Origin of the sequence: Planococcus wigleyi (assembly GCF_014836985.1) — a bacterium.
Taxonomy (GTDB): Bacteria; Bacillota; Bacilli; order Bacillales_A; family Planococcaceae; genus Planococcus; species Planococcus notacanthi.
This window is the reverse complement of the sequence record NZ_JACSPU010000001.1, coordinates 1,123,280-1,146,832: the sequence shown is the minus strand read 5'-3', so window position 1 is coordinate 1,146,832 and position 23,553 is coordinate 1,123,280. Positions and strand designations below refer to the sequence as shown.

At 46.4% G+C, this 23,553-nt stretch carries 23 protein-coding genes and 1 pseudogene; 6 read left to right on the top strand and 18 right to left on the bottom strand.

The features are described 5' to 3' along the window. Positions 1-96: pseudogene (locus tag H9630_RS05525) on the top strand (citrate/2-methylcitrate synthase); the annotation flags it as partial. 113 nt (positions 97-209) lie between these two features. Here the strand turns inward: H9630_RS05525 and moaA are convergent. The 9 genes from moaA to H9630_RS05480 form a co-directional block, all read right to left on the bottom strand. Then, entirely contained in the window at positions 210-1,226 is a 1,017-nt protein-coding gene (moaA, locus tag H9630_RS05520) for a GTP 3',8-cyclase MoaA (protein WP_191714454.1), read from the bottom strand. Next, a complete protein-coding gene (locus tag H9630_RS05515; RefSeq protein WP_191714453.1) occupies positions 1,216-1,806 on the bottom strand; it encodes a molybdenum cofactor guanylyltransferase in 591 nt (196 codons plus the stop codon). The genes moaA and H9630_RS05515 overlap by 11 nt, the downstream gene beginning before the upstream one ends. Then, positions 1,803-2,036, bottom strand: a complete 234-nt coding sequence (gene moaD / locus H9630_RS05510; RefSeq protein ID WP_191714452.1) for a molybdopterin converting factor subunit 1 — start codon at positions 2,034-2,036, stop codon at positions 1,803-1,805. Before moaD ends, H9630_RS05515 begins: the two co-directional genes overlap by 4 nt. Continuing rightward, positions 2,033-2,473, bottom strand: coding sequence for a molybdenum cofactor biosynthesis protein MoaE (locus tag H9630_RS05505; protein ID WP_191714451.1), 441 nt, complete (start codon positions 2,471-2,473; stop codon positions 2,033-2,035). Before H9630_RS05505 ends, moaD begins: the two co-directional genes overlap by 4 nt. Next, the gene (mobB, locus tag H9630_RS05500; RefSeq protein ID WP_191714450.1) at positions 2,460-2,978 is read right to left on the bottom strand and encodes a molybdopterin-guanine dinucleotide biosynthesis protein B; all 519 of its coding nucleotides are present in this window, start codon (positions 2,976-2,978) and stop codon (positions 2,460-2,462) included. The genes H9630_RS05505 and mobB overlap by 14 nt, the downstream gene beginning before the upstream one ends. After that, entirely contained in the window at positions 2,966-4,210 is a 1,245-nt protein-coding gene (locus H9630_RS05495; RefSeq protein ID WP_191714449.1) for a molybdopterin molybdotransferase MoeA, read from the bottom strand. Before H9630_RS05495 ends, mobB begins: the two co-directional genes overlap by 13 nt. Positions 4,211-4,506: 296 nt before the next feature. Further along, a complete protein-coding gene (locus tag H9630_RS05490) occupies positions 4,507-5,790 on the bottom strand; it encodes an L-lactate MFS transporter (RefSeq protein ID WP_191714448.1) in 1,284 nt (427 codons plus the stop codon). Positions 5,791-6,048: 258 nt separating this feature from the next. Further along, entirely contained in the window at positions 6,049-6,855 is an 807-nt protein-coding gene (fdhD, locus tag H9630_RS05485) for a formate dehydrogenase accessory sulfurtransferase FdhD (protein WP_191714447.1), read from the bottom strand. Next, complete coding sequence (locus H9630_RS05480) at positions 6,842-7,225, bottom strand: DUF2294 domain-containing protein (RefSeq protein ID WP_191714446.1); 384 nt, start codon at positions 7,223-7,225, stop codon at positions 6,842-6,844. The genes fdhD and H9630_RS05480 overlap by 14 nt, the downstream gene beginning before the upstream one ends. A 343-nt stretch (positions 7,226-7,568) precedes the next feature. Between H9630_RS05480 and fdhF the strand changes: the two genes are divergently transcribed. The 4 genes from fdhF to H9630_RS05460 all read left to right on the top strand — a co-directional run bounded on the left by fdhF (position 7,569) and on the right by H9630_RS05460 (position 13,207). After that, the gene (gene fdhF / locus H9630_RS05475) at positions 7,569-10,496 is read left to right on the top strand and encodes a formate dehydrogenase subunit alpha (protein WP_191714445.1); all 2,928 of its coding nucleotides are present in this window, start codon (positions 7,569-7,571) and stop codon (positions 10,494-10,496) included. A 14-nt stretch (positions 10,497-10,510) separates the two neighbouring features. Next, positions 10,511-10,990, top strand: a complete 480-nt coding sequence (locus H9630_RS05470; protein WP_191714444.1) for a DUF1641 domain-containing protein — start codon at positions 10,511-10,513, stop codon at positions 10,988-10,990. A gap of 717 nt (positions 10,991-11,707) precedes the next feature. Continuing rightward, complete coding sequence (aceA, locus tag H9630_RS05465) at positions 11,708-13,000, top strand: isocitrate lyase (RefSeq protein WP_191714443.1); 1,293 nt, start codon at positions 11,708-11,710, stop codon at positions 12,998-13,000. Between the two features lie 78 nt (positions 13,001-13,078). Then, on the top strand, positions 13,079-13,207 hold the full coding sequence (locus H9630_RS05460; protein ID WP_191714442.1) for a YhfH family protein: 129 nt from the start codon (positions 13,079-13,081) through the stop codon (positions 13,205-13,207). A 52-nt stretch (positions 13,208-13,259) separates the two neighbouring features. Here H9630_RS05460 and H9630_RS05455 read toward each other — a convergent pair whose 3' ends face one another. Both H9630_RS05455 and H9630_RS05450 read right to left on the bottom strand, forming a co-directional pair. After that, positions 13,260-13,967 carry a class I SAM-dependent methyltransferase gene (locus H9630_RS05455; protein WP_191714441.1) on the bottom strand — a complete coding sequence of 236 codons (708 nt, stop codon included), beginning with the start codon at positions 13,965-13,967 and terminating at the stop codon, positions 13,260-13,262. A gap of 11 nt (positions 13,968-13,978) precedes the next feature. Further along, positions 13,979-14,542 carry a GNAT family N-acetyltransferase gene (locus H9630_RS05450; protein WP_191714440.1) on the bottom strand — a complete coding sequence of 188 codons (564 nt, stop codon included), beginning with the start codon at positions 14,540-14,542 and terminating at the stop codon, positions 13,979-13,981. A gap of 297 nt (positions 14,543-14,839) precedes the next feature. Here H9630_RS05450 and H9630_RS05445 point away from each other — a divergent pair, with 297 nt between their 5' ends. Further along, positions 14,840-15,814, top strand: a complete 975-nt coding sequence (locus H9630_RS05445; RefSeq protein ID WP_191714439.1) for a proline dehydrogenase family protein — start codon at positions 14,840-14,842, stop codon at positions 15,812-15,814. A gap of 76 nt (positions 15,815-15,890) precedes the next feature. Here the strand turns inward: H9630_RS05445 and H9630_RS05440 are convergent, their stop codons facing one another. The 7 genes from H9630_RS05440 to H9630_RS05405 form a co-directional block, all read right to left on the bottom strand. Next, the gene (locus H9630_RS05440; RefSeq protein WP_191714438.1) at positions 15,891-16,442 is read right to left on the bottom strand and encodes a DUF488 domain-containing protein; all 552 of its coding nucleotides are present in this window, start codon (positions 16,440-16,442) and stop codon (positions 15,891-15,893) included. Positions 16,443-16,523: 81 nt separating this feature from the next. Then, positions 16,524-17,327 carry a metallophosphoesterase gene (locus H9630_RS05435; RefSeq protein ID WP_191714437.1) on the bottom strand — a complete coding sequence of 268 codons (804 nt, stop codon included), beginning with the start codon at positions 17,325-17,327 and terminating at the stop codon, positions 16,524-16,526. Positions 17,328-17,349: 22 nt separating this feature from the next. Continuing rightward, complete coding sequence (locus H9630_RS05430; protein ID WP_191714436.1) at positions 17,350-17,892, bottom strand: NADPH-dependent FMN reductase; 543 nt, start codon at positions 17,890-17,892, stop codon at positions 17,350-17,352. A gap of 112 nt (positions 17,893-18,004) precedes the next feature. Then, entirely contained in the window at positions 18,005-18,859 is an 855-nt protein-coding gene (locus H9630_RS05425) for an ABC transporter permease (RefSeq protein ID WP_191714435.1), read from the bottom strand. Further along, positions 18,856-19,854 carry an ATP-binding cassette domain-containing protein gene (locus H9630_RS05420; RefSeq protein ID WP_191714434.1) on the bottom strand — a complete coding sequence of 333 codons (999 nt, stop codon included), beginning with the start codon at positions 19,852-19,854 and terminating at the stop codon, positions 18,856-18,858. The genes H9630_RS05425 and H9630_RS05420 overlap by 4 nt, the downstream gene beginning before the upstream one ends. A gap of 881 nt (positions 19,855-20,735) precedes the next feature. Continuing rightward, the gene (locus H9630_RS05410) at positions 20,736-21,806 is read right to left on the bottom strand and encodes an ABC transporter ATP-binding protein (RefSeq protein ID WP_191714433.1); all 1,071 of its coding nucleotides are present in this window, start codon (positions 21,804-21,806) and stop codon (positions 20,736-20,738) included. Continuing rightward, positions 21,807-23,546 carry an ABC transporter permease gene (locus tag H9630_RS05405; protein WP_191714432.1) on the bottom strand — a complete coding sequence of 580 codons (1,740 nt, stop codon included), beginning with the start codon at positions 23,544-23,546 and terminating at the stop codon, positions 21,807-21,809. Between the last annotated feature and the right edge of the window lie 7 nt (positions 23,547-23,553).

Here is a 23,553-nt window from a genome sequence, read left to right as displayed (position 1 = left end):
ATCCTTGAGCAGTATTCGAACAACCGCCTGATCCGCCCGCGTGCGGAATACATCGGGCCTGGCATGCAGACGTATGTGCCGGTTGAAGAACGCTAAGAGAAATATTTATCCTTTCCATTTACGGTTTGGACCATATCGACTCATCTAGATAAGCAAATGAAAAAGGCGATTCCTGTGTTTACAGGAATCGCCTTTTTCATTTGCCCCTGTTATCCGCCGATATAGGACATGCCGATTTTATTGCGGTTTTTTGCGGTGAATTCAGTGCGTTCATCCGAGTAGCGGTCATCCCGACGTTCCCAGACAGCTGAGATTTTTTCCAATAGTTCCTCATCGGTCAATCCACTCCGAATCAATTCCCGAATATCAAAATGGCCGGTTGCGAACAGGCAGGTGTAAAATTTACCGTCAGATGACAGGCGTGCGCGCGTACAAGATGAACAGAAAGATTCCGAAACGGATGTAATAAATCCGACTTGGGCATCCCCTTCTTCAAAACGGTAACGCTTCGCAACTTCACCATAATAATCTTTGTCGACAGGTTCCAGTTTATAGACGGTCTGCAGTTTGTCGAGAATCTGTTTTTTGGTCACTACTTTTTTAAAGCTCCAGCCATTGTCGTTGCCGACATCCATGAATTCGATAAAGCGCAATGTAATGCCCCGGACTTTAAAATAAGCCGTCATCGGCAAAATTTCTTGTTCATTAACATCTTTTTGGACCACCATATTGACTTTAATTTCAAAACCGACTTGTTGTGCAAAATCAATTTGCTTCAATATATGAGAAGGTTCGACACCTCGGCCGTTTAATTTTCCAAACAGCTCAGGATCCAAGGCATCAAGGCTGATGTTCAATCGGCGCAATCCTGCATCATAAAGGGCCTGTGCTTGATTGCCAAGAAACATGCCATTTGTCGTTAAGCCGATGTCTTCCACCCCTTCAACCGAAAGGATTTTTTTAATAAGCTCAGGCAACCCTCTGCGCATCAAGGGTTCTCCGCCTGTCAGCCGGATTTTTTTGACACCCATCGCCACAAATACTTTAGTCAGGCGATGGATTTCTTCAAATGACAATAATTCCTGCTTCGGCAAGAATGCATAATCATCTCCGAAAACTTCTTTTGGCATGCAATACGAACAGCGGAAATTGCAGCGGTCGGTAACCGAAATCCGCAAATCCCGTATCGGGCGATGAAATTGGTCCTGTACTGGTTTAATGGCCATTTTGCCACCCCCTCATTTGATCGTCGGGTTGGTTCACATTACGGAAAACAAGCGGCTCTTCATGGATTTCTGATGAATCGATCCACTCGGTAGCCACTTTCTCCATAAACTTCATGACGCGGAATTGTCCAGCCTCCAGCTCTTGCTGCAGCTGTTCTTTTACCCGTTTATCCCAAATACTGAACAACGGGATTTTTCCAACTGTGTTCCATAAGGCTGTAATGTCTGACGCGTTGTCTGCAAGATCCAACAGCCTGGCTGTTTCTGCAGGCCCTACATACGGCATATCACAAGGCAACACGAAATATTTATCTGCTCTCTTGGCAACCATCCCTGACAGGATGCCCGCCAGCGGCCCTTGTCCTTCAATCCAGTCGAGATCGGTAACGACTTCAGCATCGGATGAAAAGCGTTCCATCAATTCAGGTCTGGAAATGATGACCACATCATCACAAACAGCCGCTAATGCGTTATAAGCTCTTTCATAAAACAACTCTCCTTCTAGTTCCGCAAACGCCTTTGGGGAACCGTACCGCCGTGACAGGCCGCCTGCCAACAGGATTCCAACAAGAACTGTCATCCTCCGCTTACCGGTGGGATAAAAGCCACAACATCTCCTGTTTCCAGCACATCCGTCGGCAGCGCATATTCTTCATTGACAGCCACACGTGCTGCCCCGGAAACAAAATCCGGGTATTTCTCAGTCGCCCATTGCCATAAGTCTTCTACAGTCCGACCGGCCATATCGACTTGTTCTTCAGAAACACCGGTCTGTTCACGGAGTCCTGCAAAATAATGCAATTGGATCATGTCAATTCCCCTTCCGGTTTTTTCTTCTGGTCGCCGATCCATTCTTCGCCGTCTTCCCAAATTTCTTTTTTCCAGATCGGTACAATTTCTTTTATCCGTTCAATCGCGTATTCATTCGCTTCATAGGCTGTTTTCCGGTGCGGCGATGAAACCGCAATAACAACCGCAATGTCACTGATCTGCAGCTCGCCGATCCGGTGGGCAATCGCCACTTTCGTCCCTTCCCAGCGCTGTTCAATTTCTTCGCCGATCTGCGCCAGCTTTTTCTCTGCCATCGGCACGTAAGCTTCGTAAGAGAGATACATTGTCCGTACCCCTTTTGTCCACTCACGAACATGTCCAGTGAATAAAGTAACTGCTCCCGCTTCCGGGCGCAAGACAAAATCTGCGTAAATTTGAGGGTTGATCGCTTCTGTTACAATTTCAAATGCCTTCATTATCTATCACCATCCAATTCGCAAACCAATTCTGTAATAGCTTACTGTCATTCTGAAGAATCAACCGGATATTGTCCAGCTGCAATTCTTCCGGTGCAATTGCCAAGACGATATTTTGCAGCTTTTGAAGCTCCAGGCTATCTTCAACTGAACGCAGCAAAACAATTTTTTCAAAAGGCGCTTCTTTAAAGCCTTCCACCAAAATCAAATCCGGATTCCCTAAAGAAGCATAGTCAACTAGTTCTTCTACTGTTGCTGTTTGTTTTTGCTGATGCATTTGTATGATGCCATCCCCATATGCAATGGAACAATCAGCGCCGCTTCCCAACAAACGCATGCTGTCGGTATCTGCTTTCGGCAGTTCAAGCGGGCCACCATGGCCATGGTGCTTAATGAACGCAACCGTCTTTCCTTTATTTTTAGCCTGTTCCAGCAAATTTAAGGCCAGTGTTGTTTTGCCGCTGTTTTTGAAGCCGACAACTTGCAATACCTTTAGAGCCGCCATTTGCTTGCCCCTTCTTCCATGCCGAGAAGGAGGACATCAACCGTGTCGCTCCTGTGGAATCCGCGGCTGCCTCCAGGCAACACAATCAACGCATTGCCTCGTGCGATCGATGATACCGCATTCGATTTATTGAATCCAGCCGGTGACACTGTTTCGCCGTCGTAAGAAGCGCGGATGAAACGTGTAAATGGATTGGCTTTTGTGAAATCTTCTCCTAAAACCGCTTTTGTCTGCGGCAAATATAGTTTTCCCGCTCCCATCATCTTCAGCAGGGCGGGCCGCACGAACAACTCGAATCCGGTAAAGCAAGCAGAAGGGTTTCCGGACAATCCAAACAAATAGCGGCCATTTGCGACGGCAACAGTTGTCACACTGCCGGGGCGCATGGCTACTTTGTTGAACAATACTTCAGCCCCGAGCCGTTCATAGATCGCCGGCAGAAAATCAAAATCTCCGACGGAAACGCCGCCAGTCGTAATCAGGCAATCGGTTTCGTCCGCAGCTTTTTTGACCACTTCGTAACTTTCATCCAATTGGTCAATCGACATGCCGTACATCTTGCAGCGGAAACCCATTCGCTTCAGTTGGGCAACAATCATCGGTCCGTTGCTGTTGCGTATTTTGCCCGGCACTAATTCGTCATCGACCCCCAGCAATTCGGTTCCGGTTGAAAGGATTCCAACAACCGGTTGTTTCGCTACCGCGACTTGCGAATAGCCGAAAGTCGCCAGCAACGCGATTGTGCCTGGATTGATCAAACTTCCGCAATCGATGACCACTTCGCCTTTCTGGACATCTTCTCCCTGCAAAGAGACGTTTTCGAGTGCCTCAAACGGTTTTCGAATTGTGATGCCTTGTTCAGTTTCGACCGTCTGTTCAAACATCACAACGGCGTCAGCCCCTTCCGGAAGCTGGGCTCCCGTCATAATGCGGATTGCTTCATTGGCTGAAAGTCTTTTAGCCGACACTTCTCCCGCTCCAATATGGTCAATGACGCGGAATGAAATCCGATTGGTGCCTGATGCTCCGGCAGAATCCACTGAACGGATGGCATACCCATCATAAGGTGACCGGTTGAACGGCGGCACATCACTGGAAGCAACAATCGGTTCAGCCAGAATGCGGCCGTAGCTTTCTTCCAGCTCCACCTTTTCGTCTCCGATTAAAGACGCTTCGCCCAAAACCCGTTCGAGTGCTTCTGATACGGGGATTGGCATACGTTTTTCAACCATTGTTCTTCAGCTCCTAATCTAAAAATGCTAGCAGTATTTCAGTATGTATGGTGAGTTCTTCAAGGTTTGTTGTTTTCTATTCAGGATGGACCTATACGTATTAAACTTATACAAAGGCCGGGAGCCTGTCAAACTGGCCTTTTCAAATAACACAAAAACAACCTTGGCAAATGATGAGTTCAAGGTTGTTTCTGGGAATGCATCCTTTTTTGCATAGTTTCAAAAGGCGATTCATTATTCCTTTCTTTCTTGTCATGTTTGATATCTGCAAATGACACCCAGCGATTTTCCTGTTGTCAATCGCTGACGGTTTCTGCAGTTGGCGCTACAGCTATTTCTCCATTTTTGGCACGGATTCTCCGGATATCCAAACGAATGACCAGTGAAATGATCAAAGCCACTACGAACAGGCCGGCGAAGAACAACAGGCTGCTTTCATAGCTTCCCGTCTTATCCTTCATGAAAGCGGCGAACAAAGGTCCTGCGAGGCCGGCTGCTGCCCACGCAGTCAAAATATACCCATGGATTGCTCCCAATTGTTTCGTACCGAAAATATCCGCGATGTATGCTGGGATCGATGCAAATCCACCGCCGTAGCATGTATAGATGATTGCCAGCATGATCTGGAAGAAAATCGCGTTGGTAGTGAATGGCAATAATGCAAATAACGCAATTTGTATAACGAAAAATGCCGTATACGTATTCGGTCGGCCGATGTAATCGGAGATTGCCGCCCAGCCCAAACGTCCGAGGCCGTTGAAAATTCCAAGGACACCAACCAAAGCCGCTGCCTGGACGGTAGTCATGCCGATGCTGTCAATTGCCATCGGTTTGGCCGCCGATAAAATCGCGATTCCGCATGTGACGTTGATGAATAGCATAAACCATAAGTAATAAAAGCGCTTTGTCTTTACTGCCTCGTTGGCCGTCAACTGGGACAAGTCGATTTTCCGTTCAGCTTTGCCGGTATTTATTTTTTCTTCAAAGCCTGCAGGCATCCAGCCTTCTTCCGGCTTTTCAAGATACAGGGATGACAGGGTCATGATGATCAAATAGGCTGCCCCTAAAATATAAAAAGTCTGTTCCACTCCAACTGAAGTGATGAGCATTTCCATAATGGGGCTGCTGATGGCTGCGGCAAATCCAAAGCCCATGATGGCAAGGCCCGTAGCCAAACCACGGCGGTCCGGGAACCATTTGACCAATGTAGAAACCGGCGCGATATAACCGATGCCAAGCCCGATTCCTCCAAGCGCTCCATAAAACACATAGAGCATCGGCAGCGAGGAAGCGCTTACAGCAAAGCCCGAGCCAATGATGCCGGCACCGAAGAAAAAGGCTGCCACCAAGCCCGCTTTTCTTGGGCCGTACTTTTCTACAAAACTGCCGAAAAAGGCTGCGGATAATCCCAGGAACAGGATGGCGATGCTGAATGTCAGCTGCACTTGGCTGGTGGACCACCCAAACTGGTCAATCAATGGATTGGTAAAATTGCTCCATGCATAAACAGAGCCGATCGAAATATGTATTCCTACTGCAGATAATGCGATCAACCATCTGTTTTTCGGCTTCTTTTTCATCTTCCCTAACCTCCTGGTCAATTGCTTGTGTTTATATAAAAATGATTTTCAACAATGAAAATCATCGGTTTTAGGAATTGCGGTCATTTGTATTTCGACTAGGCAGGCAGGAAATACTAAACTGGAAAGAAGTAAAATCACACTAAACACCGCGATGGGTGGAATATACAGCTCAGAACTGCCTCTGTTTAATAACCGAAATATTTAGACGATTAGAAGCATAGCACCCTTCCCTTTTTTTGTCACTCTATTTTTTTACTAAGTTGCAGAAGTTTCTTTACTGACAATCCGTTCAGGGTGCGTATACAGATTGAACGATCCACCGCGAATAAAGCCGACAGCGGTGATGCCCAAATCGTCTGCCAAAGTCAATGCCAATTCTGTTGGTGCGGATTTCGACAGGACAATTTCACAGCCGATCTTCGCTACCTTCAGCAAAATCTCTGATGAAATCCGCCCGCTGAAGACGATGACTTTGTCGCGGACGTCAATATTGTTCACCAGGCAATAGCCGTAGATTTTATCGAGTGCATTATGTCTGCCGATATCCATGCGCGAAACGATGATGCCGTTCGCGTCACAAAGCGCCGCATTATGGACGCCGCCTGTCTGCTTGAACATTTCAGCTGAAGCCGCCATCCCCTCCATAAGCTGAAAGCAATTTTCCGGGGTTAGCGTTACGCTGACATCGGACATTTTTTTAGCAATCATAGCATCATGCGCAAAGACAAATCCCTGTCGGCTCATGCCGCAGCAGGAACTGATGAACCGCTTGTTCTGGAGCTGCTCAAAAAATGGATAGACTTTCTCAGCGGTTATGTGGACCGTTCCCGTTTTTTCTTCCACCCGGATTTCCTGGATGTCCCGGTAATTGGGGATGATGCGCTCAGATACCAAAAAACCGATGGCCATTTCTTCCATATGCTCAGGTGAACAGACGATAGTGATAAACTCTTTGCCGTTTATTTTAATGGTAGCCGGTTGTTCGACAACAACACGGTCTTCTTTTTCGATAAACCCGCCTTTTTCGTAGCGCAGGATTTTTCGTGCTTTATCTTGTTGCATCGGTTTTGCCTCCTGGCTGTCCATTTTGGTCAATCGGCCGGTCAAACAGAAATACAGATACGGCGATGTCGTCTTCAACTTTGATGTCTGAGAATAGATGGACGAATTTGGCCCCGACCAATTCCTCCATGCCTTCCGGTGCTGATGTGGCATAGACACTTTGGATCATCCGGGTGCGCGCAGTGTGGACCATTTCTCTGCCTTCCGGTGTTCTGGCAATGAATTGTTCTGAGGGGCTCAAATTCCCATATAAAGTCGCGATGGCCATATCATTAACAAAGACAGTCTGTATGCGTTCGGGACCTTTTCCAAAAAGGTTTTTCCGCAACTTTCGAATGATGTCATTGAATTCATGGATCTGTCTGGACATGTAGATCCTCTCCTCTTTCGGACTTGTAATTTTTTGACTAGTACCAATTTTAGTTGTGCATCTCATTTTTACTGTATATAATAATAGCATATGTTGGTGTTGCTGTATTTTAATGCAACAGCGCTTTCACTTTACCCTATATATTTGGATTGGTCATTTAACAAGTCCTGTTAAGACACTATTCCACTATGAAACAGATGCACTTGTCAAGTGTGTTTTTCATGGTGGAATTTTTTTATCCCTTTTTTGCGGACAGTTTGATTCCCCTATGCCGAGGAGGCTGGCAGGTCAAACGTCCGTTGTAAAAGCTGGATGCTGCATATCATAAGAAGGAGGTTTTGGCATGTCCATTAAGATTAACGGTTCCCCTGTCGAGTTCGAGCAGGGAAAAACCATTTTACAGGTGCTCAACGAAGAAAAGATTCTTCATCCGCAAATCTGTTATATGCCTGAAGTCGACCCGATCGAAACCTGTGACACATGTATCGTTGAAGTTGACGGAAAGCTTGTTCGTGCCTGTTCAACTCCAGCAACTGCCGGTATGGAAGTCCAATTGGCTTCCCCGCGCGCCAAGGAAGCGCAAACCGAAGCCATGGACCGGATTCTTGAGAATCACTTGCTGTACTGCACAGTCTGCGACAATAACAATGGCAACTGCAAAGTCCACAACACTGTCGACATGATGGAAATTGAACACCAAAAATACCCGTTCGAACCGAAGTGTACAGTCGATGAAGTTGATTTAACCAATCCGTTCTACCGGTATGATCCGAACCAATGTATCGCCTGCGGCCAATGTGTCGAGGTCTGCCAGAACCTCCAGGTCAATGAAACTTTGACGATGGACTGGTCACGCGACCGGCCGATTGTCCTGTGGGACGGCGGCGCCAAAATCAACGATTCTTCCTGCGTCAGCTGTGGCCAATGTGTTACTGCCTGTCCGTGCAATGCCTTGATGGAAACATCGATGCTTGGTGAAGCAGGTTTCATGACCGCCATTCCGGAGAAAATCCTGAAGCCGATGATTGATTTGGTGAAAGACGTTGAACCGGGCTATAGCGGCATCATGGCCGTATCGGATGCAGAAGCAACGATGCGTGAAACACGGACGAAAAAAACCAAAACAGTCTGTACATTCTGCGGTGTCGGCTGTTCATTTGAAATCTGGACTAAAGACCGTGAAATCCTGAAGATCCAGCCTGTTTCCGAAGCGCCGGCCAATGCCATCTCCACTTGCGTAAAAGGCAAATTTGGTTGGGACTTCGTCAATAGCGAAGAACGCATCACCACTCCCCTCATCCGCAAAAACGGTGAGTTTGTCGAAGCTACTTGGGAAGAAGCGCTTGATTTAGTCGCTTCGAAATTCAAAACGATCAAAGAACAAAACGGCAAAGATTCAATCGGTGTCATCTCGTCTTCGAAAATCACCAATGAAGACAATTACATCTTACAGAAGCTGAGCCGCCAGGTATTTGAAACGAATAACGTCGATAACTGCTCACGCTATTGCCAATCCCCTGCGACAGACGGTTTGTTCCGTACAGTCGGAATGGGCGGAGATGCCGGAACCATCAAAGACATCGCCAGCGCGGGACTCGTCATCATTGTTGGCGCCAACCCGGCAGAAGGCCATCCCGTATTAGCGACTCGCGTCAAACGCGCGCACAAATTGCATGGCCAGAAATTGATTGTTGCCGATATGCGCAAAAATGAAATGGCCGAACGCTCGGATATCTTCATTACGCCGAAACAAGGCACGGACCAGGTATGGCTGATGGCTGTAACGAAATACATGATCGACCAAGGCTGGCATGATCAGCAATTCATCGATGACAACGTCAATTATTTCAATGATTTTAAAGAAGTGCTGGACCAGTACACATTGGACTATGCCGAGCAACGCAGTGGCGTTTCCAAGGAAACCTTGATCCGCACAGCTGAAATGATCCGTGATGCTGACGGCACTTGCATCCTTTGGGGCATGGGAGTCACGCAAAATACCGGTGGTTCTGACACGTCCGCTGCAATTTCCAACCTCTTGCTGGCGACTGGAAACTATCGCCGGCCAGGAGCTGGCGCATACCCGCTGCGCGGCCACAACAATGTTCAAGGAGCTTGCGACATGGGCTCATTGCCAGGCTGGCTTCCGGGCTACCAGCATGTTACAGATGACGCTGCCCGCCAAAAATTTGAACGGGCTTATGGAGTGAAAATCGACGACAAGCCGGGTATGGATAATATCCAAATGCTGCAGGCTGTTGACGAAGGCATCATGAAGGCCATGTATGTTGTCGGTGAAGATATGGCATTGGTCGATTCGAACGCCAACCACGTAGATGAAGTTCTTGCGAAACTTGACTTTTTCGTCGTACAGGACATTTTCTTCTCACGGACCGCCCAATACGCAGATGTCATCCTTCCGGCAGCCCCGTCACTTGAAAAAGACGGTACTTTCACCAATACAGAACGCCGCGTTCAGCGTCTGTATAAAGCACTTCCTGAACTCGGCCAATCGAAAGCGGATTGGTGGATCGTCCAGGAAATCGCCAACCGCCTTGGTGCAGGCTGGAACTACAGCCACCCAAGTGAAATTTTTGCAGAAATGGCGAGTCTGTCTCCATTGTTCGCAAAAGCCGATTACACGAACATGGAAGGTTGGAACAGCTTCCTTTGGGGCAGCCTTGAAGGAGAAAGCACCCCACTCCTTTATGCCGATGGCTTTAATTTCCCGGACAAAAAAGCGCGTTTTGCATTGTCCGATTGGGTAGAACCAGTAGTGTTCCCGGTCGAGTACGATCTGCATATCAATAATGGCCGTTTGCTGGAGCATTTCCATGAAGGCAATATGACCGATAAATCAAGAGGGATCATTTCCAAACTGCCGGAAACTTTCGTTGAAGTGTCTCCGCAGCTGGCTAAAGAACGTGGACTGGAAGATGGATCAACTGTCCGCCTCGTCTCCCCTTACGGCGCATTGAAATTGCCCGTCATCGTTACAGGGCGAGTAAAAGGCAATGAATTGTTCATGCCGATGAATTCAACAAACAAAGAAACGGCCATCAATTTCCTGACTGGACCGGCTGTCGATCAGCGTACCAATACGCCGGCCTATAAACAGACCAAGGTCCGGATGGAAGTGCTGAAAGACCATGTCAAACGCCCGCTGCCAAAATCAAATCCGCGGGACAAGAAACGGACGCCAGTATCCGGCATCGAAGTGGAACGCAAATGGGCACGTGAAGGTTATGTGCACCTGACAGATCAACGATAGAAAGGTGATGTCCAATGGCAAGCCCAATAACGCAGATCAAGAAGAAGGAATGGACCGCTGACGAAATCCGTCAGCAAAAACTCTACGAATTGGAAACGCTGATTGCCGAACAGGATCAGGCGCTTAATAAATTATTGGCCATTACTGGTGATTTGGATGATGCAGGTGTCTTGGATGCTGTCCTCGCGATGGTCAAAGCGAAAGAAGGCATTGCCGAAGTGGTCATGGGCCAGGCAACACGTGAACCGGTGACCAACCTCATCAATAATATGATGAGTGCAGCAGGCGCACTGACAGCGATTGATCCGGCTTCAACAGGCAAGCTGGCTTCGAGTGTCGTCAATGGCTTAAAAGAAGCGGAAACTCAAAATAATAATGGCAAAAAACTTGGGGTGCTCCAGCTGGTAAAAGCATTCAGAGACCCTGACATCAACCGCACCATCAAGTTCGGCCTTAACTTCCTGAAGGGGATGGGAAAAGGATTGGACCGCTAATAAGCTTTTAAAAATATTCCCTTATAGAAACAGCCGCAGCTTTCTTCCTAGCTGCAGCTGTTTTTTTACTTTATCGCGGGCAAGAACCACTTTCGATGAACGAAAATCCTGTTCTATTGCTTTTATGGATTCAGCCTAATGATGGATGTAATAGATCATCCTTTCCCTTTTCTGTATGCCTTCTGAACGTGTGTGCACTTGTCAATTTTTATCGTCATTCCATAAGAGCTTCTATTATATAGAAGAAACTGCTTTGAGAGTGCCTTGGGTCCCTCTTTTCAAATTAGCTGTGGCAAGGTTTTAAGCATAGTTTTCCTCTTAAATTTTTTCTGTTCCTTCTATATATAAAAGGAATCAAATTCAAAGATTGCATGATTGAATGGTTATTATGTAGAGACGGTATGTTTTTCTAAACGGTTTGTCCAAAATCACTGCTTCTTCAACAGTACTTTTTGCATCCATCGCCAGTCTGCATCCTCCTATTCGCTTCCATCGTCCTCACCTTCCCCTTTCCTCATACTTCTCCTAAAACTGTATTGAAACAGGATATCAGAATACTCTCTCTTCTTCATCGCGAATAGTCGTCCCTTATCGGTAAATAATCGCTTTTGTCCAATTTTGAAGACAACCATCTCTTTCTGTTATATATTAATTAACAAGAAAACAAACTGTACTAACACAGATTGTTGATTCTCAAATCAGAAAGGGATGGATGACATGGTCGCAAACAAACAACAACAAATCGAGGAACTGAATAAGAGCTGGGAACAAGACGAACGCTGGAACGGCATTGAACGTATGTACACAGCTGAGGAAGTCGTAAAGCTTCGCGGTTCTATCCAGATTGAACATACATTGGCGAGAAAAGGTGCTGAACGCTTGTTCCGCTCGATTCACGAAGAAGATTTTGTGAATGCACTCGGCGCATTAACTGGCAACCAGGCAGTTCAACAAGTTAAAGCAGGATTAAAAGCAATTTACCTGAGCGGCTGGCAAGTAGCTGCGGATGCAAACTCTGCAGGCCAGATGTACCCTGACCAAAGTTTGTACCCGGTCAATTCAGTACCTGATGTAGTGAAGAAAATTAACCAGGCACTTCAACGTGCAGATCAAATCGATGGCGTTGAAGGCACAGAAGGCTTTGACTGGTTCGCACCAATCGTAGCAGATGCAGAGGCCGGCTTTGGCGGACCGCTGAATGTCTACGAATTGATGAAAGCGATGATCGAAGCAGGAGCTGCAGGCGTCCACTTTGAAGATCAATTGGCTTCCGAGAAAAAATGCGGACATTTGGGAGGCAAAGTATTGCTTCCAACTCAAAATGCAGTAAGAAACCTGACTGCAGCCCGATTGGCAGCTGATGTACTCGGCGTACCGACCCTCATCATCGCCCGTACGGATGCAGATGCAGCTGATTTGATCACAAGCGACATCGATCCACGCGACCATGCTTTCATCACAGGCGAACGCACACCTGAAGGCTTCTACCGTACGAACGCAGGAATTGACCAAGCTATCGCACGCGGCCTGGCATATGCACCTTATGCGGATCTTGTGTGGTGTGAAACGTCCCACCCGAACCTGGAAGAAGCTCAACAATTTGCTGATGCCATCCATGCTGAATTCCCTGGCAAATTGCTTGCCTATAACTGTTCACCTTCATTCAACTGGAAAGCGAAGCTTGATGAAGAAACAATCGCGAAATACCAGGTTGAACTTGGCAAGATGGGTTACAAGTTCCAGTTCGTTACATTGGCTGGCTTCCACTCATTGAACCACAGTATGTTCGAACTTGCTCACGATTACAAAGACAACGGCATGGCGGCATACTCGAAGCTGCAGCAAGCTGAATTCGCTAACGAATCGAAAGGCTACACAGCGACACGCCACCAGCGTGAAGTTGGTACAAGCTACTTCGATGAGATTTCACAGATCGTTTCGGGCGGTACAAGCTCGACAACTGCTATGAAGGGCTCGACTGAAACCGCTCAATTCACAACAACTAAGTAAGCAACACATGTCTACTGATTAGCATCCTTTCCAACGCCACGGCATTCAAACCAAATTAACCTATTGGAGGAGATCATTATGAAAACGACTAAAACATATGAGACACGCTCAATGAAAGAATGCCGCGAGTGCGGATGCGAAATCAAGGAGCAGCACCAGTCCATCATCTACGAATGTGAACGTTGCATGTGCAATAAAGACGAATAGAACATGAATTCCCCCCACTTGGTTGTACCGAGTGGGGGGATTGTTTTGTTTTTTATTTTTTTCGGACTTTCAAAATCAGGAAATTTGGGCTCTTCAACAATCGTTCATATTGTTCAGGTGCCAATTCCTTAAATTGTGCTGTTGGTTTTGGCTCTATCACTTGCTCGATTGAAAAAAAGCTTAGCAGCGTATTAAGGATTTCACTTAACGGCCGGCGATAAAATGGCATATTGTAAATTTTTCCTGCCTTATTCCATTGGTCGACAATCAATTCAGTCGAAAAATAATGAGCATCGTCCAACAGCTGCAGATCCGTCAAAGGATGATGGATCGACAGCAGAAAACTCCCTCCTGGCTTCAGTACGCGGCTGAACTCCGAAAAAACCCCTTGCCAATCCTTCAAGTAATGCAAGGTCAAGGAACTTACAATAAAATCGAAACGATGGTCGTCAAAAGGCAAAGGTTCTTCCAAATCCAAGCACAGGGCTTCCACTTTTTCGCCAAGCAGCTTTTGTGTAGCATTGACCATTTCGGGACTCAAGTCTACGGCTGTCACTTGTGCCCCTCGATCGGCCAATTGTTTGGAATACCAGCCTGCCGAACAGCCCGCATCGAGTCCTCTCATCCCCTCCATAGTGAAAGGAATGTGCTGCATCATCGCTGGCCGTTCGTATTGCGTATTATAAAGATTATTCGCATCTCTCATTTTCTCATAGATGCCTGCCAATTCATTGAAATTCTCCAACACATGCTTTTTCATGTTGCACCTCATCATTCTTCATATTCTTTTACGGCATCCAGCCTATGGATTTTATATAGCACATGTTTCTTCAGCGGACTGCTGGAATCCAGTTTCGGATGTTCAAATTCGCCTACTTTTTTCATACCGATCCTTTTCATAACAGTTTCCGAAGGGAGATTGGTCGTTGAAGTAAAGGAATAGACCTCTGCCATATCCAAAGGACCGAATGCATACGCTAGACAGCCTTTCGCCCCTTCAAGCGCATAGCCTTGTTTCCAATAGCGCTTGTCCAAACGCCAGCCAATTTCCGCTGCCCCTTGTCCTTCGATGGGCATGGTGATTTCCAACAGACCAATAAATCCAATGAACGCCCTGTCTTCTTTGCGTTCCACGGCCCACATGGTATACCCTTTATCCTCAAAATGTGCGTTAAAGCGGTCAATTAAAAGGTCCGCTTCATCTTTCATCAGGGTTTTTGGAAAATAGCGCATCACTTCTTGATCTGCCGCCATAGCTGCAAACGGTTCCCGATCCTGCGTTTTCCAACTTCTGAAACCAAGCCGCTGAGTTTCAAAGAGATAGTCAGTTTCCATTCGCACCCTCCTTTGATTATTGATTTTTCTTCTAATTCCAGTTTACCAAAGTCCATTACTTCTGAAAGTGCACACTGCAATTTTCACTATTTGTCCCTTTATTGATTGAAAAATTCAATAAATATCAAAATAGAAAAAATAAAGATTGCAAAATGCATCATAATTTTGCATTATTATAGATAGGGATAGTTATTAGCGCAAAATTATTTTGCTCCTAGATGTTTTTTTAAATATAATTTAGATTTCCTTCCACTAATTTGTTCCGTAAAAAATACAGAGAAGATTGGGGCAATAAAAATGATCGTTAAAAATTTCTTTATGCATCTTTCAGAAAACCAACTTTTAAATAAAGCAGCACAAAATTACGGATTTAAGCTGGGGGCACATAGTGTTGTCGCTGGAACCAATATCGAAGAAGCCATGGGCAGCATCAAAGAACTGAATGCACAAGGAATCAGCTGCACCATCGATAATCTGGGTGAATTTGTCCACGACAAAGCAGAAGCTTTACACGCAAAAAAACAAATCTTGGGTGTTGTGGATGCTATCCATGCACATCAAGTGGATGCCCATATTTCCTTAAAACCTTCACAGCTTGGGTTGGACATCGATTACGATTTCTGTCTTGAAAATATCAAGGAAATCGTCGAAAAAGCGTCCGCTTATGACATTTTCATTAATTTTGATATGGAAAATTATGCGCGCCTGCAGCCATCGTTCGACTTGTTGGAGGAATTATCGAAGGACTATGACAATATCGGGACTGTGATTCAATCCTATTTCTTCAGAGCCGAGGAAGACATTCAAAAATACAGCAAGTACCGCCTGCGCATTGTCAAAGGCGCTTACAAAGAACCAGAAGCAGTTGCCTATCAAACCAAAGAAGAAATTGATGCCAATTTTATTGAGTTGATCGAGTATCATCTATTGAACGGCAAATTCACTTCCATTGCGACACATGACCACAATGTCATCAACCACGTAAAACAATTCGTGATTGACCATAGCATTCCGAAAGAAAAATTCGAATTCCAGATGCTTTATGGTTTCCGCAAGGAAATGCAGCTGGAACTGGCGGAACAAGGCTACAATTTCTGCACGTACATTCCTTTCGGTACAGACTGGTATGGCTACTTTATGCGAAGACTGGCAGAGCGCCCACAGAATTTAAACCTGGTCGTGAAGCAGGTATTCACCAAAAAGACCAATGCTGCCATTGGGGTGGTTGCTGGAGCCTTTTTACTTGGCCGTCTGACAAGCAAAAGATTCTAAAACGATCAAGACCACCATCAGGACAGAAGAAAACCTGCAGATCCTTCACAAGGTCTGCAGGTTTTTTGGTTGTGGTTTATTCCTCTTTTGGATAAGTTACTATACCTTTGGCATCCACCACAGCCTTGGCTCCCCACATGCCCACTTCATGCTCAACAATATCGACCGCCCCTTTTTTTCCATCGATGATGTGCAAGACGCGATGGCCGTTTGCGGTCAGATAATTGCTGATCAGCAGACGGTGGCAACGCGCAGGATGGCGCTCTGAACAACAATACGCCGTCCGTTTGACAGCCGCTTTCTGCAATAATTCTTTTATGCCCTCTTGGAATTCTTCTGTCAGTGTGTAATCCGCATAGTTATGAAAAGACTGGTTGCGCCAGCCTGCATTCCGATCTTCTTCCATGTCTTTCGACTTTCGTCGCCTGCCACCGAGCTTCGGGAAGTGTTCGTATGCGAATCCTTCTGCTTCAAGCCAGACTGGAAATTCGTCTTTTGAGAATTGTGGCCACTTGCGGCTTCCCGGGAATGCCCGAACATCTGCTAAAAGTTCGATAGATCGAGATTTTAGCATCTCGTCAAAAAACTCTTTTGAATGGCTGGAATGTCCGATTGTGTAGATATCCATTAATCTGATCCGCCTCTCCAATTAGGTATTGCTTATCCTATTCCTTTGAGAAGAGCGGAGTAAACATGGACAAAGACTTCATCAGATTTCGATGACATTTATCGCTGAATTGATTTCCTCCTCAGCAGAATCGTTTTTCCATTCGTGCGGATAGTAGCCAAGGGGATTGCAGATGCAATCGATGCCTTTGTATTCTTCATGATACCGCGTATGAATATGGCCGAAAATCAATTTTTTCACGCCGTATTTTTCAGCCAGTTCCCCAATGCCTTTACTTCCCATCATGGCATTGAAGAAATCCCAGGCAGGGTCGTTTTTAACTTGGACAAAATGGGCTAACGGCACAAAATGACTGACCAGAATGATGTTCTTTTCCTGATTGGCCATGAGCCAATTCTCCAGCTTCGCCAAATACCTTTCTGTGATTGCCACATCATTCTCCGGCCAATGGGCATGGATTTTATCCGGCCATGTGAAATCGTTGAATTGCCCGGCAGAAAACTGTTCAGCGGTATACTCTTCGATACCGAATGTATAGTCATACCATCCGCCATCTCCGATTACGACCCACTCTTCGTTCAAGTGAACCGGACCATTGCCGAGATTGCCAGCAAACTGCAGAAGCATATTATATGCAGCAGTGGCATTCTCATGGTATACATCGTGGTTGCCATGGACATAAAGAATCTGAGTTTTTGGAAAGCCGCTTTGCAATCGATTTAAAAGAGCTAGGCTCTTTTCAGGGCCTGAAGCCATATCGCCACTGATGATAAAAACATCCGGCTTATGTGTGGCCAGCCATTCCTGCAGCAAACCGAAAACATCAGTGCCAGATCTTTTGCGGTTCAAGCCTTCGTGTATATCAGATAAGATGGCGATCTTCACTTGTCATTCCCCCTACAGCCGACTAATTAAAGCATTTCATCCACTGTTCGAAATTATCTACTACAGTATCCAGAAAAGCCACAGTCGCTTCATCTGTGATATTCCCTGCTTCATCCATTTTCGTATGGACCGCCCCGACATAGATTTCATTGCCGATCAGCACTGGAGATTGCAGCCCTGGCGCAAAAAGAATATCGCGTAAATGCATCTGCGCTTTAACAGTTCCCAAATTTCCCATGGAAGCACCCATGATCCAGGATGGCTTGCCGATCATCACTTTATCAACACGTGACAGCCAGTCGATGGCATTTCCTAGGACACCAGGAATGGTTGAGTTGTATTCCGGAGTCACCCAAAGAACCGCATCCGCTTCTTTGACCGACTTCTTGAAATTAGTGATTTCCTGCGGTTCATTATTTTCAATGTCTTGGCTGTACAAAGGCAGGACACTCAAATCCAGAATCTCCATGTCAAATCTGTTGTTGTAACGTTTTTTTACAAACTCCGCTAATTTCCGGTTGAATGAATCTTTTCGTACGCTTCCTACGATTACTGCAACTTTCATTTACTTTTCCTCCTCATCGGCTTTTATAAATCTCCGTATCAGCCTTTAGTATAGACTATTCTGTCAATACCGGCAGAGAAAAAGCATTCCATAATCAGGTGTTGCTTCCGTGTCATTTCTTATTTCGATATAGATACATCGTGAGCGGGGCAAAAATAGCTGTCATGATAGCCGACACCACCAGAACACCGGCCACCTGCTGCCAAGTTCCTGTTCCATGCATGAATCCACGTACCGCTGTTGCTAAAATGGAAATCGGGTTGCTGTTTACGAATCCCTGTAGCCAAGTCGGCAAGGTTTCAGGCTCTACAAAAACATTACTGACAAAAGTCAACGGCATGAGCACCAAAAAACTAATCATCATCAACGATTTTTCGGAACGGACAATCAACCCGAAAGTTGTCCAAATCCATGACAAACTGAAAGAGAAAATTAGCACCAGCCCAATGGCAAATGCCACACCCATCAGGCCGCCTTCCGGCCGAAAACCGAGCATCAACCCTAGAAGGATCATGATGACAGAAGCCATCGAATAGCGGATGACATCAACCAACAAGGCGCCGATCAACGCAGAAGGCAGCCAAATCGGCAAGGTCCGGAACCGGTCAAAGATCCCTTTTCGTATATCGTTATTCAAATCTATGCCCGTATACATTGTAATTTGGGCAACTGTCATCACCAAAATGCCGGGCAGAAGGAATTGCAAATAGTCACGGGTCGATCCGGCAATGGCTCCACCAAATAAATACGTAAACATCAGCAGAAAAATAATCGGAAAAACGGTAACGTCAAACATCTGTTCAGGAACGTGCTTGATCCGCAGCAAGGCGCGCGAAGCAAACGCCATTGTCGAAGCGAAAGCATTCGGCGGCTCTGGGCGTTTGCCTGAAGCGATGGCTTGATGCAAACGCTCGTCTATGCTTGAATCTGTGCCGATCGAATTTTTTGTTTGAAGTTGGACAGTCATAAGGTCTCCTCCTCAGAAGCATGTTGCTGATCTGCAGACTTACCTGTCAACGTTAAAAACACTTCATCAAGGCTGGGGCGTCCTAAAGAAAAATCACTGACATCGATACGCTGTTCGGCAAATTCAGCTAATGCTTCCGCGACGCGTGCAGAATCATCAGCCTGCGCCGTCAAAGACGTGGAATCAGCTCCAAGATGAACTGCAGCATCCAGCTTTTCTTCCAGTATGGCCTGTGCACGCCACTGGTCTTCAGCATTAACCAACTGGACATTTAATGTCCCTCTTCCGACCGATGCCTTCAGCTCATTGCTGGTCCCTTCAGCAATAATTTTGCCGTTGTGGATAACCCCGATCCGGTCTGCCAATTGATCTGCTTCTTCTAGGTACTGCGTCGTCAGCAAAACCGTCGTCCCAGCCCGAACCAGTGCGCGGATGATATCCCAGACTTGATTGCGGCTGCGTGGGTCGAGTCCTGTAGTCGGTTCATCCAAAAACAGCAGATCCGGCGTCACTACGATGCTCGCTGCAATATCGATGCGACGACGCATACCACCTGAATACTTTTTCACCTGGCGTTTTGCGGCACGTTCCAATCCGAAAGCTTCCAATAATTCCATTGCCCGGCTTCTAGCTTGCCCCCGTGTATACCCCATCAGCCGAGCGATCAGCATCAGGTTTTCAACGCCCGTCAAATCCTCGTCAATCGACGCGTATTGGCCCGTCAGACTGATTCGGCGCCTGATCGCCGCACTGTCTGAAACCAAGTCATGGCCAAAAATACGGGCTTTACCTGCATCTGCAGGAAGGAGCGTTGCCAACATTCGGATAGTCGTCGTTTTGCCTGCTCCATTCGGACCTAAAAAACCATAAACTGTTCCTTTCTGAATGGCCAGGTCGACGCCATCGACTGCACGCTCTTTCCCGAATACTTTTACCAAACCCTGCGCCTCAATAGCCAAGTCATTGTTCTGTAGAATGTTTTCGCCTTCCCACATACTCCTCACCTTTTCTATGATTTGATGGGTAGATCAACAATGATCATAATCTCCAGGCTTCACCAACAATAGATAAGTCTAGAAAATACTTTACATTTCTTGTTAGACTGATTGGAATATAGAGGCAGATGGCTGTCAGGTGAAATGGCAGGTAATAGTTGAGTGTACTTATATCTAAAATTATACTACCGGTTTTTTACTGATTAAAAATATCGCATTCCTTAACTACGTCTCATTATACCAAACGTTTGTTCTTATTAAAAGATTGAATACTCAGTTTTATTTAAAAAATTAATTATAGCTTTTCTTTTAATTGTTCAGTGCAAAAAAGCTGAGGAAGCCAATCGTGTTCAAACACGAATTGGGCTTCCTCAGCTTCTAAATCGATATAGGATCTTTGGTTTCTATTAATAGCTAGTAAGGCTAAAATGGTTCAAAACGTTCAAAAGTTATTACCACACTTCTTCTTTCCTTTTTCTACATACGCATGAGCTTCTGCCATTCTTTCTAAAGGATAGCTTCAATCGATGATTGATTTAATCTTTCAAGTTTCAATCAATTCTTCAGAAAGAGCAAATCTTTTTTTCTCATCGGTGCTAGGCCGCCTATCAGCCTCTTATTGTTCATGGCTGATGTCGAAATCATTAGGGCAAAATCGGACATTCGTGCAGCTGACGAAAGATAGATGCCTTTTTCTTTAAGAGTGCTTCTACATTGCGAAAACTTTGATTTGCCTATCGTATCGAAGATGATACCGCATGTTTCACTTGAATCAGTAAAATTTTGAATGTTGCAGTCGATAACTCGATCTGCTCCCAAAGACTTTACCAATTCTACATTTCTCGCACTGCAGACAGCGGTTACTTCAGCTCCAAAATAAGTCAGCGCGTAATTAAAGATTTTTGCTGGACCGGGGCATTCTTTAACGAAATGCCGACAAAATCTCCTGGCTGAAAACGTGATGCAAATACCGATTCGTGAATGGTCCAGGTTTCTTCACCGACTTCCACCGTATAATGGATTTCGTGCCCTTGGTACTGGACAAAAGAAACGATCCCCTGCACACCATCTTGTTCTGCTGCCGTCAGTTGGAACTGCTCCGGGCGCACCGGATAAATGCCATTTCCCTTAAAGCTCTCCGCCACTCCAAGGTCTGGCCAAACATTTTTCGAATCGATGGCCGGAACAAATCCTGCATTCTGCCACTGACCTTTCACCAGGTTGCATTTGCCGACAAAAGTGGCCACAAATTCCGTTTCCGGACGTGTGTAAAGAATTTCAGGTGGCGCAATCTGTTCAATCCGCCCCTGGTTCATGACAACGATTTTGTCAGCGATGGCTAAAGCTTCTCCTTGATCATGTGTGACAAAGACGATGGATGCTTTTGTCTCCCTATGCAACTTTTGAATTTCCTTGCGCATTTCCATCCGCAGCTCGACGTCAAGCGCACTCAACGGTTCATCCATCAGCAATAGATTCGGCAAAGGCGCTATGGCCCGCGCGAGTGCCACGCGCTGCTTCTGGCCACCTGACAGTTCTGAGGGGTAACGGTCAGCCATCGCATTCAGACCGACCAGTTTCAGTACTTCATTGATGCGCTCCTGCAACTCTTTTTTGCCTTCTTTGATTTTATTCGGGTGGTAGCTCAGCGGAAATTTGATGTGCTCGGCGACCGTCATATGCGGCCACAAAGCAAATGATTGGAATACCATGCCGATGTTGCGTTTTTCGGGCGGTAGGACGCGCTTAGCCGATGCCAATAAGGTGTCGTCCATGGAAATGGTCCCTTCTGTTGGTCCCATAAAACCTGCCAATAACTTCAATAAAGTCGTTTTTCCGCAACCCGAGGGCCCGAGCACCGCAATAAATTCACCATCTCCAATTTCAAGATCGATCGAATGCAAGGCGGTGAATGAACCATAATTTTTAGATACATTATCCACTTTGATCATTTATTTTTTCAGCACCTTTCTATCCCATAATTTGCCAACCGACATAAACAGTGCGCCACCCATCAGTATGCCGAGCACCAGTACGGTCGAAAAGGCTGTTGAGTATGTCGAATAACCGGCCTGTTCATATCCGAAAATTACGACGCCGATCGTTTCGGAGCCGGAAGACCACAATAGACTGGATACCGTCAACTCCGTGAGCGCCATCAAAAATACGAGCAGCGCCCCGCTGAGAATGCCAGGAAACAGCAATGGCAATAAAATCCGTCGCCATTTTACCCAGCCGGCAGCTCCTGAAGTCCGTGCAGCTTCTTCCATCGATGGATCGATCTGCAGGAATGCCGTATAGCTTCCTCTAACTTGAAGCACAAAAAACCGAGCAACGTAAGCGATGAACAAAATCCACACCGTGCCGTAGATGCCCGGATTCCAACCTGGCACCGGCTCCAGCCACATGAAGATCATGCACAGGGCAAACACTGTACCTGGCAGCGCAAACGGAATGGTCATGAACAGCTCTGCCGCTTTCGTGCTCCAGTCCGGGTACTTGAAGCGCAGATACGCCATCGCAGTACCAAGCACCAAACAAATCAGCATCGTGAAAAAGGCCAACTGCAGGCTGTTGGTCAATGCCGATAAAGGTTTGGAATCGGTCAAAAAGACATATTCATAATTTCGCAAGGACAAATTCTCCAGATTGAACGGAACCCCATAAGCGGAAATCAGCGACAATGCGCCCATTGTAATCAGCGGCATCAGACTCGTCACCAGCAGGAAAATCCATAAGGATGCTTCCAACAGCTTTTGCTTGCCGGCCGATAAATAAATGCGCGGCGTGGAATCGCTTCTGTTTGTCTCATTGACGCGGCTGCGGCGCAGCAAGAACCACTGCAAGACAGTCCCGAGCAATGCGATAACGCCAAGAATGACAGACAACACAGCGGCGCGCGAGAATGCCGAAGGCCCGAATCCGACCACTTGTTCATAAATATAAGTGCTCAAGACGCGAATATTGGCGGGTGTCCCGAGAAACGCCGGAATCCCGAAGTTATCCAAATTCGATAAAAAGGCGATGAGTCCGCCGCTAGCAATTCCGGGCAGCGCCAGCGGAAGCACCACTTTGCGGAACGCCCGTTTTTTCGACAAGCCGCTAGTCGCAGCTGCCTCTTCTAGTTCACGCGGAATTTTCCGGAACACATTGACCGTAAACAAATACACCAGCGGATAATGAGAAATCCCAAGGAGCAGGATGATCCCTCCGATGCTGTATAGGTTTGGGGCTTCCAAACTTCCCGGCAGCCACGACAGAACTGCATTCACTGGACCCGATGCGCTGAAAAATTGTGTCCAGGCAAGAGTCGTAATATAGGAAGGGATGATGAAAGGCAGGAAGATAAAAAGTTGCATCGCCCTTTTTCCACTCAGTTGGACATAAGCTACAATCCAGGAAAACAAGACCCCCAGCACTAAAGCCAGAACCGTCGAGCCTGCTACAATGATCAACGTGTTCTGCACCGTTTTCCAGGTTGCAGGCTCCCCTAAGACTTCGGTGTAATATTGCCATGTCACTGAGCCGTCTTCTACAAAGCTCAGCCAGACGAGCCGCAGCACCGGCAATAGGAAAAACACGAAAATGGCCAACAGGCCGATTATTTTATACAAATTCTTTTTTTGAAAAAAGAGAGAAAAAGAGGAATCCCTCTTCTTTCTCTCTTCTACCATTGGCTGTTTCACTGTCATATCCGTA

What these genes read in the sequence shown, in the direction of transcription:
- moaA (WP_191714454.1), bottom strand. Translation starts at nt 1,226, where the DNA reads ATGGCCATTAAACCAGTACAGGACCAATTTCATCGCCCGATACGGGAT.
- moaD (WP_191714452.1), bottom strand. Translation starts at nt 2,036, where the DNA reads ATGATCCAATTGCATTATTTTGCAGGACTCCGTGAACAGACCGGTGTT.
- H9630_RS05440 (WP_191714438.1), bottom strand. Translation starts at nt 16,442, where the DNA reads ATGGATATCTACACAATCGGACATTCCAGCCATTCAAAAGAGTTTTTT.
- H9630_RS05420 (WP_191714434.1), bottom strand. Translation starts at nt 19,854, where the DNA reads ATGTGGGAAGGCGAAAACATTCTACAGAACAATGACTTGGCTATTGAG.
- H9630_RS05430 (WP_191714436.1), bottom strand. Translation starts at nt 17,892, where the DNA reads ATGAAAGTTGCAGTAATCGTAGGAAGCGTACGAAAAGATTCATTCAAC.
- fdhF (WP_191714445.1), top strand. Translation starts at nt 7,569, where the DNA reads ATGTCCATTAAGATTAACGGTTCCCCTGTCGAGTTCGAGCAGGGAAAA.
- aceA (WP_191714443.1), top strand. Translation starts at nt 11,708, where the DNA reads ATGGTCGCAAACAAACAACAACAAATCGAGGAACTGAATAAGAGCTGG.
- H9630_RS05470 (WP_191714444.1), top strand. Translation starts at nt 10,511, where the DNA reads ATGGCAAGCCCAATAACGCAGATCAAGAAGAAGGAATGGACCGCTGAC.
- H9630_RS05425 (WP_191714435.1), bottom strand. Translation starts at nt 18,859, where the DNA reads ATGACTGTCCAACTTCAAACAAAAAATTCGATCGGCACAGATTCAAGC.
- H9630_RS05445 (WP_191714439.1), top strand. Translation starts at nt 14,840, where the DNA reads ATGATCGTTAAAAATTTCTTTATGCATCTTTCAGAAAACCAACTTTTA.
- H9630_RS05405 (WP_191714432.1), bottom strand. Translation starts at nt 23,546, where the DNA reads ATGACAGTGAAACAGCCAATGGTAGAAGAGAGAAAGAAGAGGGATTCC.
- fdhD (WP_191714447.1), bottom strand. Translation starts at nt 6,855, where the DNA reads ATGCAACAAGATAAAGCACGAAAAATCCTGCGCTACGAAAAAGGCGGG.
- H9630_RS05495 (WP_191714449.1), bottom strand. Translation starts at nt 4,210, where the DNA reads ATGGTTGAAAAACGTATGCCAATCCCCGTATCAGAAGCACTCGAACGG.
- H9630_RS05480 (WP_191714446.1), bottom strand. Translation starts at nt 7,225, where the DNA reads ATGTCCAGACAGATCCATGAATTCAATGACATCATTCGAAAGTTGCGG.
- H9630_RS05515 (WP_191714453.1), bottom strand. Translation starts at nt 1,806, where the DNA reads ATGACAGTTCTTGTTGGAATCCTGTTGGCAGGCGGCCTGTCACGGCGG.
- H9630_RS05490 (WP_191714448.1), bottom strand. Translation starts at nt 5,790, where the DNA reads ATGAAAAAGAAGCCGAAAAACAGATGGTTGATCGCATTATCTGCAGTA.
- H9630_RS05460 (WP_191714442.1), top strand. Translation starts at nt 13,079, where the DNA reads ATGAAAACGACTAAAACATATGAGACACGCTCAATGAAAGAATGCCGC.
- H9630_RS05505 (WP_191714451.1), bottom strand. Translation starts at nt 2,473, where the DNA reads ATGAAGGCATTTGAAATTGTAACAGAAGCGATCAACCCTCAAATTTAC.
- H9630_RS05410 (WP_191714433.1), bottom strand. Translation starts at nt 21,806, where the DNA reads ATGATCAAAGTGGATAATGTATCTAAAAATTATGGTTCATTCACCGCC.
- H9630_RS05455 (WP_191714441.1), bottom strand. Translation starts at nt 13,967, where the DNA reads ATGAAAAAGCATGTGTTGGAGAATTTCAATGAATTGGCAGGCATCTAT.
- H9630_RS05450 (WP_191714440.1), bottom strand. Translation starts at nt 14,542, where the DNA reads ATGGAAACTGACTATCTCTTTGAAACTCAGCGGCTTGGTTTCAGAAGT.
- mobB (WP_191714450.1), bottom strand. Translation starts at nt 2,978, where the DNA reads ATGGCGGCTCTAAAGGTATTGCAAGTTGTCGGCTTCAAAAACAGCGGC.